We start from the raw sequence: 17669 nt of genomic DNA, 5'->3' as shown, positions 1-17669 counted from the left end.
CATTACGCAAATAGTAATGAATCAAAGTTCATCAGTAATCGCTACATACTAATTCTCATAAAGAGTATCACAATCCTAGTAAGGTTTCCATACAAGATTTTAGAATTACTATCAATCATTGTAAAATATAATGGACCCGTGTCAGCTAGACACGGTCCATTATATACTATCAGCGACTAAAACTTTAGTACAATAATCCAGTCAATCATTTTTTCCTTGCATATTGGCAGAAACACTTCGATTAATCCATTCAGGTGCGGGATCTCCTTTTAAAAAATGATCAAAAAACTGAGCCATTCGAGTCGTAAAATCCTTAGCAGATCGTCCACTAACTGAATGATACCCATCGGTATATTCAAGCATCCATACTCTCTTCCGTAACCTCCGCATTGCTGTAAAAAATTCTATTGCTTGCGAAAAAGGGCATACCTCATCATTTGTGGTATGCATTATTAGCAAAGGAGTTGTCACTTTATCGACATTAAATATAGGAGAGTTCTTAATATACATTTCAGTAAGTTCCCATGGAGCTCCACCCATTCTACTCTGTCCCCCCTCATAAATACCTTGCAAGCTGTATCCATTCTTTGAAATACTTCCATAGCTACTTATAAAATCGGATTGCCCTGATGCTGCGCATGCAGCTGCAAATATATTCGTATTAGCTGTAAGATAATAAGTTTCAACCCCTCCCATACTAAATCCTTGAGCGCCTAATTTTGAAATATCAATGTAAGGAAAATGCGACAAATAGTGGACAGCTGATACTACTGAACTATACACGCCCTTCATTGGATCACCAATTTCGTATTCAAAATCTGGTGTAAAGACTAGATAGCCATTACTCACGTAAGTAGGTATATCAATGGTTCCTGTAGAAAAGTTTGGAATTAAGCATACGTTAAGGTTGAACGTCTTCTTTTCATAATAATTGAAAATAAGAGGATACTTTCTAGAGGAATCAAAGTTCTCAGGTTTATAGAGGATTCCTTGCAGTACTCTTCCATCATCTGTTGACCATGAATGTAATTCAGTTTTATACCAATTATATGCTTTTTCAGGGAAGATAGAGCTTAATGGAAGAAAAGTTTTAAAGTCAGAAGTTAAAAAAAAATTCAAGGACTCATCTGCATTCATTCGACTAACAATATACTTGTTCACATTTAATGCCTTAATTGGCGAAATACCCAGCCTGTTTGCGTAAATGTTATTATATAGATGAAAAACATAAGGGCCAAATATCAGTGGCTCCGGTTTTTTATCATCTCCAAGATCTTTGAAAAAAAAACCGTTGTCCTTCGTGACAAGATTCGTAGCATTTAGAATTATTTTTTCATCCTTCAAAATAGGTGCCTCACGAAACTTCTGCAGAGCTATATAAAATACAATATTCTGCTCCTTGCCGTATCCATCTGTCAAATTAATAGGCCTCTTTTTCTCCTTCGGATCTAATAACCAAATATCATATCGATCGTAAATAAGAACAGCTTCATCATTCTGAATCCATCCTGCTACTCCTCTTGGAATCGAATCCCGATCTCCAGAAGAATACATTGACCAATCCGTCTTAACATTCTTTGTAATATTCCGGTACTCACCTGATGCAACATCATAAATAAAATAATCCTTCCTGTCAGTATAAATCACGAACTTCTCTCCTGGAGATAAAGTCCCCGTATTTGATCCTAGATTATCCAAAGGCACTCTTTCCCCTGTTCCAGCTGACACCAAGTACGATCTTGGTTTCGCAACTTTGTTCCAAAGCTGTTCCGCCATATCCGATTCAGGATCTATATGTAATATCAAACCCTTATCATGTTCAATTTGTTTATAAAAGATATCGCCTCTTTGACTTAGACAATTAAGTCGCTGACTTTCCAAATCGAAGCTATACAATATAAGAAAATCACCAACCGAAGATTTCTCTTGAAGAGACTGTAATTTTTTATCTAAATAACTCCATATTTTAACATCAACTTTTTGTCTAAATGTATCAGGTACGGGCTGTCCTTTTCTACTCGCATTAAACAACAGCAATGACCCATCATTATTAAATCCCGTTAAATAATTGATCTCAATTATCGTATCCCCCGCAAACGAGTTATTATCAAATAAAAGGCGACAACTGTTTGATCCAATCTTATAATACAAGCATTTTGTATTCGGCTTATTTTCAATAGTATCTGACACCATAAATGCCAACTGTACACCGCTATCATCCATTCTCATACAATTAAAGCCTTCTCCTTTCCAAATATTATATATCTTATTCTCTTCAACTTTTATCCATTTCAAATACTTTGTCCTTCCTGAATCTTCCTTTCCTTCTTGAATTAATGCCAAAGATTTTCCGCTCTCACTCAAAATGAACTCACTAACATTTGGAATCAAGTCATCACGTCTACTTTTACAGTCATATAATATAAGCTCATTCGATTTCCCATTTCTCCTGAATATTGCAATAAGATCGTGTTTTGCTTTTTTGGGAACCTGTACAAATTCTACGCTTGAATATCGAGCAATGATGGACTTACCAAGTTCAACTATAAACATACTGTCATTCGACATTTTATAGATAGCTAAACGACTATCGTTTGTAAAAATTAGATCTTTTGCTCCAAGTACTCTGTTTTCCCAATGACCACTACAAGACTTTATTACCAATGTCCAACTACCTACTGGCAAATTAGTTATAATATAGGAAACATACTGCCCATTGTCACTTATTATGGGATTGCTAACGGATTGCCAAGATCTATAAGCGGAGGAATCAATTAGTAACTTCCCCCTCGGTAATTTAGGACCAATATCATCTTGCGCAAATCCCTTTAAAGAAAGTAAATGCACAATCGCGTTTAAAATTAATACTGTGACAAGTCTACAATACATTTAATAAATAATTATATTAATAAATAGAATAAAGTATTATTAGCTAGAACATTCATTAGATAAACTAACAGATTGAAATGTAAGCAACTCAACTGCTGCCGCCCTGCAGAAACAAAAATCAGACGACGAATTCAGGCCTACTTTATATACGTATATAATTCGAATACCCAAATCATGACCTATCGTACCATGGGAATTCACATTTCGACGATAAATCCAGGTTAATAACGTACAAATCATGCTATGAGAATTATCTGATAGTACCTATATATGGAAGAAAGTGTATTATAGGTATGGCTGAGAATTTTCATACTAATTAATCATTAGCTAATAACTTATTTCATATGATAAAACTACTTCTACATAGACCAGTATTCAAATGTCCAGTTTTAATTTTAATCATATTATTGATAAGTTTCCCCAATTTCATATTTGCCAATTTAATGCCGCTGCAATCTCATAAAATTACTTTAGTAGCCTTGAAGATACCACTCAAAGATGTCTTTGATACAATAACTAAACAAACTGGGCTGTTGATTTCAAACAATTTCAAGGAAACACATCTGAGTGAAAATAAAACAATAGCCGTGAATTTTAGGCAGACAAACATTAATGATGTAATGAAATTTATACTGAGCGATAATAAAGCATTAGGATTCAAAGTGGAAGAAAAAAAAATCGTCATTTCACTAAATTCCCTCTCCAGCACTACCGCATTAAATATGTCGAAGGTTGATACAAGTATTAGTAGGTTTCCCATATCAGGGAAGGTTACGGATAATACTGGAAATTCATTACCCGGCGCCACAATTAAGATAAAGAATACAACCCGAGGTACTATATCAAATGAAGACGGTACATTTCAATTGCCCAACGTCAACAACGGCGATGTTATTATTATAAGCTCTATCGGATACGAATCAAGCGAATTAGAAGTTAAGGGAAAAAAAATTATAGCTCCTCTCAAATCACATGCAAATAAACTTGATGAAAGAGTCGTGATCGCATACGGAAGCACAACAAGACGATTAAATACTGGAAATATCGGAAGCATTAAAGCCGTTGATATTGAGAAACAACCGGTAAATAATCCCATACTCGCAGTTCAAGGCAGAGTAGCTGGAGTCTTCATAGAACAAGCATCAGGGCTTTCAGGAACAGGTGTTAAGATTAATATACAAGGAACAAACAGTCTTCGTAATGGGAATGATCCTTTCTATGTAATCGACGGAGTCCCATATATTTCCCAGTTAATCCAGCCATCAATATCAGGAATAACGGCCGGTTCAACTGGATTAACTGGGAATCCATTAAATTTTATTAACCCTGCCATTATTGAAAGTATAGAAATACTAAAAGATGCGGATGCAACCGCAATTTATGGATCACGAGCCGCTAATGGTGCTGTGCTTATTACGACAAAGAAAGGAAAGATCGGCTCTATGAAAGTGGATCTTAACGCCCAAAGTGGATGGGGAAAAGTTGCCCATAAACTAAATGTGCTGAATGCACAAGATTATCTCGCGATGAGACACGAAGCTCTAAAAAATAACAATATCACATCTCCTTCTCAATACGACTATGATCTAAATGGACAATGGGATACAACACAGATTAAAGACTGGCAAAAGGAATTAATAGGAGGGCCAGCCAATTACAGCGACATACAATTAAGTGTCTCAGGAGGCTCGCAGCTGACACAGTATTTAATTAGTGGAGGATATCATAAGGAAACAACTGTTTTTCCGGGAGACTATTCAGATGTTAAAGGAAGCTTACATTTTTTTATTAAAAACTCCTCAGTTAACCAAAAGTTTAGTATTCAGCTCTCAGGGTCCTATATGAAAGATAACAATAGACTTCCTCAGACTGATTTAACTGCAAATGCTATTAAGCTTTCGCCGATTGCACCATCACCACTGAATACAGATGGTAGCCTGAATTGGTCACCAACACCAGATGGTGCTACAACATATTATAACAATCCATTAGTATTTTCTAGGGTAGAATACTCAAACAAAACCTCCAATTTGACAAGTCAGGCAATGTTGAGCTACGATATATATTCTGGATTGACATTCAAAACAAACTTTGGATTTAATAATTTATATTCCGACGAATTAACACCACGGCCTCTTTCGTTAATATTCCCAGAAAACAGACCATACACATTGCGTCAAACAACATTCAGCGCTTCAAAAATGGAGTCTTGGGTAATCGAACCTCAATTAACATTCGATAAATCAATTTTTAATGGCAAACTAAATGCATTATTAGGAGCAACACTTCAGAATAACTATAATAGCAGACAAGAAATCTCTGCATCAGGCTTTAATAATGACCTCTTGATGAAGGATTTAAAATCAGCAACCACTCTTCAAGTCAATCAATCAGTAAATGAAACGTATAAATATAGCGCAGTATATGGTCGCCTAAATTATAACTGGATGGACAAATACATCGTAAACTTAACCATACGCAGAGATGGTAGCTCGAGGTTTGGGCCTAGAAATCAATTCCATAATTTTGGCGCGATTGGAGCTGCATGGATATTCTCACAAGACCTTTTTATTCAAAAGCTTCTCCCATTCTTAAGTTTCGGCAAATTGCGAGGAAGCTATGGAACTACCGGCAGTGATCAAATTCCCGACTATCAATTTCTTGATTTATACCAAACGAATGCAGCCCAAGTTCCCTATCAAGGAGTTTTGGGTCTTGCGCCAAACCGCCTATTCACTCCTGATTTACAATGGGAAGAAACAAAAAAACTGCAAGCAGGTATAGAATTAGGCTTTATAAAAAATAAAATTTTATTCACTCTCAACTATAACAGAAACAGATCTTCAAATCAATTAATAGGCGTTCCAATTCCATACATAACAGGAGCACCTGATATAACAAAAAACTTCAATGCGGTAGTTCAAAACAAGGGATGGGAATTTACTTTCAATTCCACTAATATTAAAACAAAAAAATTTAGTTGGAATACATTTATAAACTTAACAATACCACAAAATAAGCTCATCTCTTATGAGAGCACGACTAATACTTTATTCAAAGTTGGTCAGTCAATTACCTCGATCCCCGTATATGAACTAGCCGGAGTAAATGACAGTACAGGTGCTTTTCAATTTAAAGACGGTAAAGGGAACTTAGTGGGATTACCATCTGCAACATCCTCATATGTAAATATCGATCCGAAATTTTATGGAGGTATACAAAACAGTTTTGTATACAAAGGGTTTTCTCTGGATTTTCTATTTCAATTTGTCAAAAAAACAGGAAAAGATCTATCACTGGGATATAGTTCAGGATCAGCAGGAGCATTTAGTAACGGAGCGGCAAATCAACCCATAACCGTCCTATCACGTTGGCAAAAAGTTGGAGACCAAACTACACAACCTAAATTTAATAATACCTCAAGTGCGATTCTGCCACTGTTATATGCACGCTCAAGTGATGCTGCGTACTCAGATGCCTCGTATATAAGACTAAAAAACATTTCTATTTCCTGGCAATTACCACAAACGATCATACAAAAAACTCAAATCCAAAATGCAAGAATATACATTCTAGGGCAAAACATATTTACTCTAACCAATTATTTTGGTCTTAACCCAGAGAGTCAGGGACTTGGACTCCCTCCTCTAAGAGTAATTACATTTGGAGCTCAAATTACATTCTAATACTTCAACTTCAGTAAATTATCTAATATGCGTTCCCATAACTTTATTAACAGATGGGGTTTATTGCTTTTTCCGGCATTGATATTACTCTTCTCTGGCTGCAATAAACTAGTAGACATCAATAGTCCAGTTACAAGTATAAGTGGCCGAAATGTATACTCAAATGATGGAACGGCAATAGCTGTATTGACGGGAATATATACAACAATGAGTCAGGCGTCAATAATGGGTGGAGATCTAACTAGCATTGGTTTTTTAACAGGCTTAACTTCGGATGAACTTACCTTATTTGATGGCAACATGGATATCGGACTTGCTGCATACTATAAAAATATGTTATCAGCAAATTTATCTGGAACTGATTCGTGGAATAGTATCTATACAAGATTGTATATAATCAATTTTGCAATCGAGCAACTTACTCAGCAAAATGCACTTACCAATAAAGTGAGAATTCAACTACTTGGCGAAGCCAAATTTCTGAGGGCTCTGAGTTATTTCTACCTCCTAAATTTATATGGAGACGTTCCATTAGTCATCAGCTCTGATTATGCAGTAAACGCAAATCTCTCAAGAGCTTCAAAAAAACAAGTATGGGATCAACTAATATCCGATCTGAAAGATGCACAATCTATTTTAAGCGAAGACTATCTTGATGGAACTCTATTGAAAACTACAACAGAAAGATTGAGGCCAACAAAATGGGCAGCTACAGCTCTTCTAGCAAGAGCCTACCTTTATACCGAAGATTGGAAAAATGCCGAGCTCCAATCAAGCAATATAATTGCCCAAACTGCACGGTATGGCCTAAGTGACTCTCTAAATGACGTTTTTAAAAATGCTAGCAGGGAGGCTATATGGCAACTCCAACCCGTTTTAACAGGATGGAATACTGAGGATGCAAAAGCATATATTATACCTGCTGACTACGGACCTAATGGCGCAAGTGGGGTCTACTTAAGCGGTCAACTACTTAATAGTTTCGAGGTAAATGATCTGCGAAAGCGAAAATGGATCAACACGATTAGCTATTCTGGAATAATTTATTCATATGCCTACAAGTACACGCGTAATACATATGGCGATATTATTGATGAATATAATACAATTCTTCGCTTAAGCGAACAATACTTAATTCGTGCAGAAGCAAGAACTATGGAAAATAATATTCAAGGAGCACGCGAGGATTTAAAAATAATACGGCAACGAGCTGGCTTGCCAAACACTACTGCAATTAATAAGGATGAATTACTGGAGGCTATACTACATGAACGACAGGTAGAATTATTCACAGAATTTGGTCATAGATGGTTTGATCTCAAAAGAACTAATACAATAAATAAAACAATGAGTTTAGTAACTCCGCTAAAAGGAGGGATTTGGAGTGCTAATTGGCAACTATTCCCCATTCCGCTATATGACATTCAAACAAATATAAATATAAAACAGAACATCGGATATTAATCCGACAGTATAAAAAATGGATTTCCGAATAAAACATTGGCATTGTAAAAAATAGAAAAATGAAAATAAAACACAAGCTCCTCATTCTATTTTTGTTAGTGAGCGGTCATGCATTATGCAAGAATCAGCATGACACTTTGATAAATAACAAATCAGATTACAAAATAAGCCCCATCCATCTCCTATCAAGGTGGGCCAAAGATGTAAATCCAAAAAATGCATTAAAAGAATATCCACGGCCTCAAATGCAAAGAAACAATTGGGAGAATCTCAATGGATTATGGGAATATACCATTACGGATTCCATTACAGAGATTCCTGTGACTTATGATGGCCAGATCTTAGTTCCGTATCCTATTGAGTCCGCACTTTCAGGTGTAAAAAAAATGCTACTTCCGACGCAGAGATTATGGTATCGACGAACTATTAATATAACCCATCCCGACGGAGATAGTCGATTAATATTAAATTTTGGAGCTATAGATTGGCAGGCGCAAATCTTTATAAATAGAAATAAAGTCGCTGAACACAGTGGAGGATACCAACAATTCTCAGTTGATATTACAGATTACATTAAGTCTGGAGAAAACGAACTTTTGATAAAAGTATATGACCCAACCGACCAAGGTCCTAATCCACATGGTAAGCAAGTATTAAATCCAATGAATATATACTATACGCCATCAAGCGGGATCTGGCAAACCGTTTGGTTAGAAAAAGTACCTCATTCCTATATCAGTCGAATAAAAACTACTCCCGATATTGACAACAAGCGATTAGAGATTGCAATAAACATAGCCAATAATCATTCAGGCGGAAATATTGAAGTTGTTGCAACTGCAAATGGAAGGGCAATAAGCGAAAAACGATTACAATATGCAAATAACAGTAAGCAAATCATTACACATTTAACAATACCTGATGAACATCTTTGGTCGCCTGATGATCCATTTTTGTATGACTTATCTATTAAATTAATAAATAACGACAAGACAATAGACCAAGTAAAAAGTTACTTTGGCATGAGGAAAATTGATATACAAAAAGATGAGAAAGGAGCAGATAGGATTTTCCTAAATAATAAATATACATTTAATTTAGGTGTACTTGATCAAGGTTATTGGCCCGAAGGAGGATATACGGCACCAACGGATGAGGCATTAGCTTTCGATATTAAGGCGATCAAATCCATGGGCTTTAATACAATAAGGAAACATATTAAAATTGAACCTGAAAGATGGTATTACCATGCAGACAAAATTGGCGTATTGGTATGGCAAGATTTTGTGAATCCCCCACAACATTTACCAAGTGGATCAAAAGCGATCTTCGAAAAGGAAGTAAGAGAAACAATGGCTCAGTTACATAACCACCCTTGCATTATTACTTGGGTAATCTTTAATGAAAGATGGGGCGCATATGATCAACAAAGGATCACTGAATGGGTAAAAAAAAATGATCCTAGTCGGATTGTAAATGGACATTCAGGAGAGCTTTTATATGTAAATGATCAATTACGAGCACCATCAGACTCACCTTGGATAGGCAGCGATGTAACAGATGTTCACTCTTATTCAGAACCTAGAAATACCCCAGGTCAACCAGGAAAGGCCAAAGTGATCGGAGAATTTGGTGGAATAGGAGTACCAGTACCGTTTCATCAATGGGATGACGTGGAAGGTTGGGGATACACACAAGTAACCCCAGCTGAATTAAAAGGTAAATATGAGAGCATGAGTTACTCCGTGAAGAAGTTTGAACTCGCTGGACTCAGCGCTTCAATATACACCCAACCCTTTGATGTTGAAGGGGAGGAGAATGGAATACTTACTTATGATAGAGAGGTCATAAAAATACCTATAAATGAGCTGCGAAAAATAAATATGAATTTAGTTCCTCAAACTAGAGGTTTTATGATTGATCCGAGCTTTAAAATAGCAATGAATAGCAATATAAACGATAATGATAGCCGGTATCAAGAATTACTAAAACAATATGAAAATGGTCTAAAAGATTCAACCTTCTTGAGAAGGTTGACTTTAATGGCTATTCGTCAAAAAGATCAGTTAAGAGCTACTCAAATAGGAAACGATTACATAAATACATTATTGGAACCTTTCTCAAAAGAAAATTTGATTTTCATAGGGAAGATTACCAGAACAACGAAAGATAGAGGATTTGAACTCTTCAATGCGTATCCTGAAAGAATCAATTCTATACTTGGTCAAGTTTCCGCTGAATACACTGTTAAAATGATTATTGAACATGAAGAATTAGCTCCTTATTTTTCTCATAATTCAATCCCTGCATGGGATTCTTTACAGAGCCAAATGAACAGCAAATACGGAGTATTAGGTGAAGAAGTTATTCTAGGAAAGAGAATGATGTACTGCGCCGAGGCTACACAGGATTGGAAGGCTTACGGTAAATACTATGTACTTTACTTTCAAAAGGCGATGAAACACCCTGATTACATAACAAATAATTTAAGCTGGAAGGTGTTTCAACATGTTGATGATTCAGATGTGCTTGAATTCGCATTGAAAGTGATGAAATATGATCTAGAAACCTGGGATCAAAATGAGCCTCAGGCTTATGACACCTATGCAAATCTACTCCATAAACTAAATAAATCCAGCGAGGCTATTAAATGGGAGGAAAAAGCTATACAATTAAAAAGGAATGAGGCAGAGGAAAAAGTATTTGCTGAAACCCTTCAAAAAATGAAAGCCGGCCTCCCTACCTGGCCACAAAATAATTAAACTCTACGCGGTGTAAGTGGGTGGATGGTTTACACCCCTTACGCACTCATGTGTCGGTCGCTAGTATTCCTATTAGTGACCCATTTTTTCTCAAAATAATATTTTTTCATATTCATAGTACGTAGAGGAATTCGCATGTGTACTATATATGATTAACCTTAAAAAAGACGAAAGCAAAATATTAAGATACAAAACTGAATAGGCCAGATTGAAATAGTTTGTTGCTATCCTATAAAAACACTTCAATCAGCCCGGTCAGCAGGCAAAACAATAACAGACATTTTTACACCACTTTCACAAAAAAAATAATGTTATGAAAGCGCCCAGTAATCTCCCACGTATACCTTTAAGAATCGATGAAGATGACCAGGATTTCATCTCTATTGAAAGTTTACCCCCGGAATATCAGCACCTGGCCATGCCGGCTGCTAAAATCTCTTTCAGAAGTGATGACTATGTGGATATCATCAGCCAAACGATAAAGTTTGGCCGGTTCACACTCCGTACGCATGAAGTATTCAATAAGGAACATCCCATTATGCTGGTTCCTTATACAAAAATAGAGCTGCTGGCCCTGCACTTTATGGCTGGTGGTGAAATAGTAGCAGAGCTCACCGACCAGGGGCCGTATATGATGGCCAAAAGGGAAATGACCTTATTCAAGCTGGAACCCAGCGCACATAAAGCACCCATGAACCCCTGGGATAATATGTTCAGCTTCCATATTAATATCACACCAGAAGATTTGAAGGAGCTGGCACTGGAATACCCGGAACTGGCGGCAATAGTTAAGAAAACATCCAAAAAAGGCAGTGCGCCCATCAACGCAGAGCCGTATCATATCAACCTGGCGTGTACAGACCTTATTGATGCCATCTGCAACTGTAAGTTTGTAGGCAAACAGGCAGAAATATTCATGCACAGGTGCTGCCTGGAGCTGTACTTCAATTTTGCGGCGCAGGATAAACTGGAGGATGAGCCCATGCGGGTGTTCCCGTTATATGTATCTGAAAAATTAGAGGAATCCATTAAATACCTGGTGAACGTCACCAACGAAAAGTTTTCCATGGCTAAAATGGCAGTACTGCTGGACCTCGGCACACAGGAACTGAGAGAAGCCTTCATCAACAGCTTCTTTATGACGCCTGAGCACTTCCACTTCCAACGCCAGATGATCCAGGCATATGGCACCGTTATCACCTCTCCCGATCCCCCTGAAAAAATTTGTACTTCTATAGCAATGAACAATGCAGACGAATTCACTACCCTGTTTGAATCCTATTTTAACTGTTCCATCGCTATCATTCGAAGTAGTCAATGAAGAGATTGAATATCCCCATTAGTATGCCGGATCAATCCTGATCCGGCAATCACTTGTCCCTCAAAATAACCCTTGCTTTTTGCCGTCAGAGAAAGATTCCTTAAATTCCTTTTTCTTTTCTCACCGCTAAAAGCAAGGGTTATGTCATTTCAGCAACGTACCATCTTTATTACCGGCGCAAGCCGCGGCATAGGCAAAGCCATTGCGCTGCGACTCGCCAGCCGGGGAGCTAATATTATCATTGCCGCCAAAAGCGTGGAAGAAGATCCAAGACTGGGAGGTACCATCTACTCCGCCGCTGCAGAAGTAGAAGCTGCCGGCGGTAAAGCACTCGCCGTACAGGTAGATATCCGGGAAGAAGCACAGATAGCCGCCGCCGTACAACAAGGTGTAGAGAAATTCGGCGGAATTGATGTAGTGATCAACAACGCATCCGCCATCCAGCTCACCAATACAGAAGAAACACCTGCCAAACGCTTCGACCTCATGTACAATATCAACGTACGCGGCACCTTCCTCGTTACACAACATTGTCTCCCCTACCTGAAAAAAGGAAATAATCCGCATATCCTTACGCTGTCGCCACCGGTGAACCTCGACCCAAGATGGTTTGGACCACACGTAGCCTATACCATCAGCAAATACAATATGAGCATGCTGGCCATGGGCTGGGCCAATGAACTGGAGAAATACAACATTGCCTCCAACGCACTATGGCCCGCCACTACCATCGCTACAGCAGCAGTAAAAAACCTGCTGGGCGGCGATTCGCTGATCAACAAAAGCCGTACCCCGGAAATTATTGCCGACGCCGTAGAATATATATTACAACAGCCCTCGTCATACACAGGAAATACATTGATTGATGAAGATGTGTTGAAAGCGATGGGTATCACCAACTTCGATAAATATGCAGTAGTGCCGGGCGGCAAGCTACAGCGGGATTTGTTCCTGTCTTAAAAAAATGGCCCGGTAAAACAACTTTACCGGGCTTTTCCCCCTCCCTACTCTGGGAATATGCGCGGCATATCCCTGAAAATAAATTGTTTGTATAACTGATCTGCAACAGGATAAATATCATCGGGAATAGCCACCGTTTCCCCATAGTCCGACGTTTTATACAATGCGCACCGGATAGCGCGCCAGCAATGAGAAGTTTTATCATATAACAGTGTCTCCATAGTAGCCTGTTGATCCTGCATAATAGTATCCTGGAACACCAGGCTGTAATCTTTCCAGGAAGCTTTCACGGCTTCATCATCGGAGAACTTGAGCCAGTGACGCACATGCGGCGTTACCTTCTCCCACTCCCTTAAACGGATTAGTATAGCTACCAGGCTGTGTACATGATCCATCACATGCGGGTCCAGCTCAACAGCCCGGCGGGCGAACTTCGCCGCCAGATCCATCCGGGTATTCAGTATATACAGGCACCAGGCTACCCGGTTCAAATCGCGGGCCGGCAGGCGGAGATAATTGTAATTGAGCTGTTGCTCCATAAACAACAGCAGGGAAACCGCGATGGACGTTTCTCCCTGATCTACCAGGAAACGCAGGTAAGAAATTTTTGCCTGCAGCAAATCGTAGCTGCTCCCCTTCTGATCTACCGCCTGCTGGTACCAGGTATGCGCCAGCTGGTAATCCGTAAGACTTTCCGCATACAACTCCGCCAGTGCGCGCATAGGCTGGCATTGGTCGCTGCCGCGAGCCGACATGGCGGCTTTATACAGCTTTTCCGCCTCGGCATACTCTCCGGTTTCTTTATAGCAATGTCCTATCAGGAGTTGTAAGAAAGATACCTGCTGCACAGATGCCGGCGCATGTTTAAACACCGCTATCGCCGCTTCATATCGACGCTGGTCCGATAATAATTTGACCAGGTGGTGACAGGTAGTTACACAGTCGGGGACATTTTGCAGGTGTTGGCTCCAGAGAGCGGCAGCAGTGTGATAGTCTTTTGCCAGGTAGTAAATTGCTGCCAGCTCCTTATGCACATTAAACGTAATGAACTCAAATTTTCCCGCCCACTCCAAGCCATTATTCAACAAAGAAAGATCGCCCGTTTGCGCTGCCACGGCGTGCAATGCATCCAGGTAAACTTTTGCCAATATGTCGCCCTGAGGAAAATAGTCATCAGATAAGGTAAAAGCCCGCTCAAAATAATGAACAACCATCCGTTGTTCGCCCAGCGCATGATGGCTGTATGCCAGTATTAAGTAGAAGGAAATTTGTTCCTGCTGTTGCCGCTGGTTGCCCTGCATGGCTTCAAGATAGGCAATGTCCGTTTTTCCCAGCATGCCCGCTGGCCGGGGAGCCTTATGCTTTTTATTCAGCCGCTGCAGAAATGCCGGTAAATTCCTGAGGATTACCTGGAGTGATGCTTCATTCATAACGATTGGGGTTAGTATCCTTGCCGCATGTCACACGTGCAAATAATAATACACTCCCATCAGGCAGAAGGTACCATAACTTTCACCACCTATGAGGGGAATTCGCCGGGGGACTCCTTACTGATTAACTGTTGATATACAACTTCCACCTGGCTTATTATACTTTCAGGAATCACCGATGCCCGCCCTTTAATAGTAGTTTTTAGCAACGCATATCTGATAATTATCCAAAGTCTGGAATTTTCTTCCTTTAATAATCGCTCTACCATCGTTTGTTTATTCGCTATAACAGCATCGCGGAACAATGGGAGATAGTCGTCCCAACGATCTTTCACAACATCATCGTTTGTATAGGCCACCCATTTTAGTATGTGCCGTTTCGCTTCAATCCATTTATTTCTGCGGACCAATATGCAGGATAGTGTATGTACATAAAGCTCCGGATTGTCTTCCAGTTCAACAGCACGAGATGATATTTTTTCTGCCAGATCTAATTTTAAATTCAATAGGTAAAGGTGCCAGGCAGCATTATTCAGTACATCAGCAGACAATCTATGGTAACCCTCATTCAACAACTGCTCCATCAATAACACCAGTGAGGTTGCTTTCTCAGGTTGATCTGTATCCATCAGGAATTGCAGATATGATAATTTACAACATAGTGTTTCATAATTACTTCCTTTCTCCCGAATAGCCATCACAAAGCAATCTTCAGCAAGATCAGGATCATTCAGGTTATTAACATATAATTCTGCCAGCAAGCAATAAACAGCACCTTTTGCGTCGTAATCATGGTCAATAACCATCCGGTAATATTTTACCGCCTGCGTGTAGTTCTTCAGCCTTTGATAACAGCCACTTATAAGCAATTTTAGCAGAGGTCGGTCCCGGATACTTACCGGAGCCTCTTTAAAAACGGTGATAGCTGCTTCATGCTCTCCCATCCGGAAAGTCAAAGTTGTTATCAGTTCCTCATAAGTAGTAACATGCGTAGGTTCTAATTCCAGATACTTCTTCCATAAACTCACTGCCTTTTCATATTCTTTTGCGTGGTGATATACCATTGCTAACTCCCGGTACAATCCGGAAGAGGAAAGGTTAAATTTATCAATCCACTGCAAACAGTTGTTTAACATCATTAAGGAATCGGCAATAGGAAGAACTGCCAGCACTACATCCAGATAAGCTTTAGCTAACAGTTCTACTTCGGGCAAAAAATTATCAGACACCGCAAAAGCCATATCAAAGTAATACAACGCCATACGACTATCTTTAATTACATAATAGCCATAAGCCAATACGAAATATAAAATAGCCCGCTCCATAGGATACCACTCGGCGATATACAGGCTTTCCAGGAAACATAGGTCCACCCATTTCAGCTGAAGCGATTCCAGGTCTGTAAAAGATCTATTCTCCAAAAACCCGGCAAATGATTTCTCATCAGGATGAAATTCAACGACCTCCATTGCCAGTTCCATTATCACCTGGCAATTTTTTCCGGTTAATACACCGGCTAAAAGTCCCTTTACCAGGTGTGGTATAACAGCAACACCACTGGTCCAGCACTTTACATTCAGAAACTGAAGGTACCAATTAAAATAATCGTTGGTTTTAAAGTTGACATCAACCCGCAGTGTTTCAATAATCTTGTCAAGCCGGGTGAGTACTTCCTGCGCGATAGGATTATGGCCTTTCTCCCAGTTGTGACGAAACAGCTTTCTGTCGGATGCGCCAACACGTCCATTGCTAATAAAAGGATGCTGTGAAGACAATTCATTTAACTTCTGGGTAACATCAATACCAGGCCAGTAAAGAGCTAGTACCTTCTCATCTATTTGTAACAGCATGCTTAAAAACATCACGTCCTTTACGAGTTCCATGTTACTACTGGCATACTCAAGAAACCCTTCTGCCGATTGCATTACCGGGCGCACATTGCCTTCTGATGCCGGTATTTTGTTCCCGGCTCCGCCTGAAACCAGCTTGTGAGCCCAGGCATTCTTTACAGGCTCTTCCACGTTATTCGCTACGGGCACAGGACTAAAATTAAAATACTTTGCATTTTTGCGGGGCCTTCCAGGTCTTCTGTTTTTAGCCACCAACTGTTGCAGAAACCCCGGCAGATCCTCATAACTTTCTCCATATACTATAGGTATAATATTATCCGGTAGGTCTTTCGGCTCCTCACCAGCTCTTACAAGAATAAAATGCTGCGTTTGAGAGTTCAGGAACTTCCCTTTTGCCCAGTTTAAAAATCCTTGAAAATTAGGATCGTCAATACCTGCACCAAAACCCATAAAAATAATGGAATGATGATATTCTATACTTTTCAGAAAAGTTTGTATAAAGTCATCTGCTCCAATTCGGCCATAAGATTTTAAATCCAACACAATTGTTTCCGGATGCTTCCAGCAACCGTGTACATGCAGCACTGCTGGACTTTTACCTTTTATGATCTGTGAACAAAGCTCTGGATTTTCCCATATTACCGAATCTCTACCCAGTACTTTTTCTATCAGGGTATCAAAGTTGGTAGTTAGAATAGGTAATTTTAATCCTCCAATCGCGTCAATCAGCTTCCTGTCCTTAACTGTGAGTTTCCCGATAGTCCTCTCCAGCCAGGCTTCAAAAAGTTCTTTCCCTAACTTTCCGAACCTATCCATCACCTGTGTGGCTACATTTAACTTGTCATACACATCTCCTTCTTCCAGATCGCGGTACCTTCTTTCTATCCATTTTTCATCCGGCTTATCAGAAAAATGGTTCTTACAGGTCATAACACCATGACGTAGCAACCCATTCCAACTCGATAATGGGTCATTAGTGGTGGCTATTGAAACCCCTGCGCCTGCCAAAACAATAGCTTTATTGCTACGAATGGCTTTTAATAGTCTTTTATCCATATGAGTGTTTTTCTACTGTTAATGTTCTATGTGGTTAACGGGTCAACACATAGAACTAAGGAAGGCAGGTATGAATCGGATAGCGGCCACCAATATCTAATAGTGGGTTTACTAAAGCTGGTTAACTATTATAACATTCAGCCAATATTCATCCTCCTGCTAAGAATAGCATAAGCTCTTTTAATTATGCTTGTTACTGCAACGCGAAGTAAAAACAATGCATCGGAAACATAATTATTACACACAAATAG

The 17669-nt window shown here is 39.2% G+C and carries 8 protein-coding genes; 5 read left to right on the top strand and 3 right to left on the bottom strand.

Annotated features, from left to right (window positions below):
- Positions 1–201: 201 nt before the first annotated feature.
- Entirely contained in the window at positions 202–2847 is a 2646-nt protein-coding gene (locus tag QFZ48_RS18850; RefSeq protein WP_429063231.1) for a prolyl oligopeptidase family serine peptidase, read from the bottom strand.
- Positions 2848–3233: 386 nt separating this feature from the next.
- Between QFZ48_RS18850 and QFZ48_RS18845 the strand changes: the two genes are divergently transcribed.
- From QFZ48_RS18845 to QFZ48_RS18825, 5 genes are all read left to right on the top strand, one after another.
- Positions 3234–6575 carry a SusC/RagA family TonB-linked outer membrane protein gene (locus tag QFZ48_RS18845; protein WP_429063230.1) on the top strand — a complete coding sequence of 1114 codons (3342 nt, stop codon included), beginning with the start codon at positions 3234–3236 and terminating at the stop codon, positions 6573–6575.
- A 27-nt stretch (positions 6576–6602) separates the two neighbouring features.
- Positions 6603–8039 (top strand): RagB/SusD family nutrient uptake outer membrane protein, encoded by a 1437-nt coding sequence (locus QFZ48_RS18840; RefSeq protein WP_429063229.1) that lies wholly within the window; start codon positions 6603–6605, stop codon positions 8037–8039.
- Between the two features lie 59 nt (positions 8040–8098).
- Complete coding sequence (locus QFZ48_RS18835; RefSeq protein WP_429063228.1) at positions 8099–10801, top strand: sugar-binding domain-containing protein; 2703 nt, start codon at positions 8099–8101, stop codon at positions 10799–10801.
- A gap of 313 nt (positions 10802–11114) precedes the next feature.
- Positions 11115–12122 (top strand): hypothetical protein, encoded by a 1008-nt coding sequence (locus tag QFZ48_RS18830; protein WP_429050540.1) that lies wholly within the window; start codon positions 11115–11117, stop codon positions 12120–12122.
- Between the two features lie 141 nt (positions 12123–12263).
- Positions 12264–13082, top strand: a complete 819-nt coding sequence (locus QFZ48_RS18825) for an SDR family oxidoreductase (RefSeq protein ID WP_429050541.1) — start codon at positions 12264–12266, stop codon at positions 13080–13082.
- 44 nt (positions 13083–13126) lie between these two features.
- Here QFZ48_RS18825 and QFZ48_RS18820 read toward each other — a convergent pair whose 3' ends face one another.
- Positions 13127–14512, bottom strand: a complete 1386-nt coding sequence (locus tag QFZ48_RS18820; protein ID WP_429063227.1) for a tetratricopeptide repeat protein — start codon at positions 14510–14512, stop codon at positions 13127–13129.
- Between the two features lie 89 nt (positions 14513–14601).
- Complete coding sequence (locus QFZ48_RS18815; protein WP_429063226.1) at positions 14602–17418, bottom strand: SIR2 family protein; 2817 nt, start codon at positions 17416–17418, stop codon at positions 14602–14604.
- Positions 17419–17669 lie beyond the last annotated feature (251 nt).

The sequence above is a fragment of the Chitinophaga sp. W2I13 genome, from assembly GCF_050434005.1.
In the GTDB taxonomy this organism is placed as follows: domain Bacteria; phylum Bacteroidota; class Bacteroidia; order Chitinophagales; family Chitinophagaceae; genus Chitinophaga.
The sequence above is the reverse complement of the archived record's forward strand: the minus strand, read 5'-3'. Positions and strand labels throughout refer to the sequence as shown.

Bases quoted from the DNA above. Each gene is read 5' to 3' on its own strand.
- QFZ48_RS18830 (WP_429050540.1), top strand. From the start codon at position 11,115: ATGAAAGCGCCCAGTAATCTCCCACGTATACCTTTAAGAATCGATGAA.
- QFZ48_RS18815 (WP_429063226.1), bottom strand. From the start codon at position 17,418: ATGGATAAAAGACTATTAAAAGCCATTCGTAGCAATAAAGCTATTGTT.
- QFZ48_RS18825 (WP_429050541.1), top strand. From the start codon at position 12,264: ATGTCATTTCAGCAACGTACCATCTTTATTACCGGCGCAAGCCGCGGC.
- QFZ48_RS18840 (WP_429063229.1), top strand. From the start codon at position 6,603: ATGCGTTCCCATAACTTTATTAACAGATGGGGTTTATTGCTTTTTCCG.
- QFZ48_RS18845 (WP_429063230.1), top strand. From the start codon at position 3,234: ATGATAAAACTACTTCTACATAGACCAGTATTCAAATGTCCAGTTTTA.
- QFZ48_RS18820 (WP_429063227.1), bottom strand. From the start codon at position 14,512: ATGAATGAAGCATCACTCCAGGTAATCCTCAGGAATTTACCGGCATTT.
- QFZ48_RS18835 (WP_429063228.1), top strand. From the start codon at position 8,099: ATGAAAATAAAACACAAGCTCCTCATTCTATTTTTGTTAGTGAGCGGT.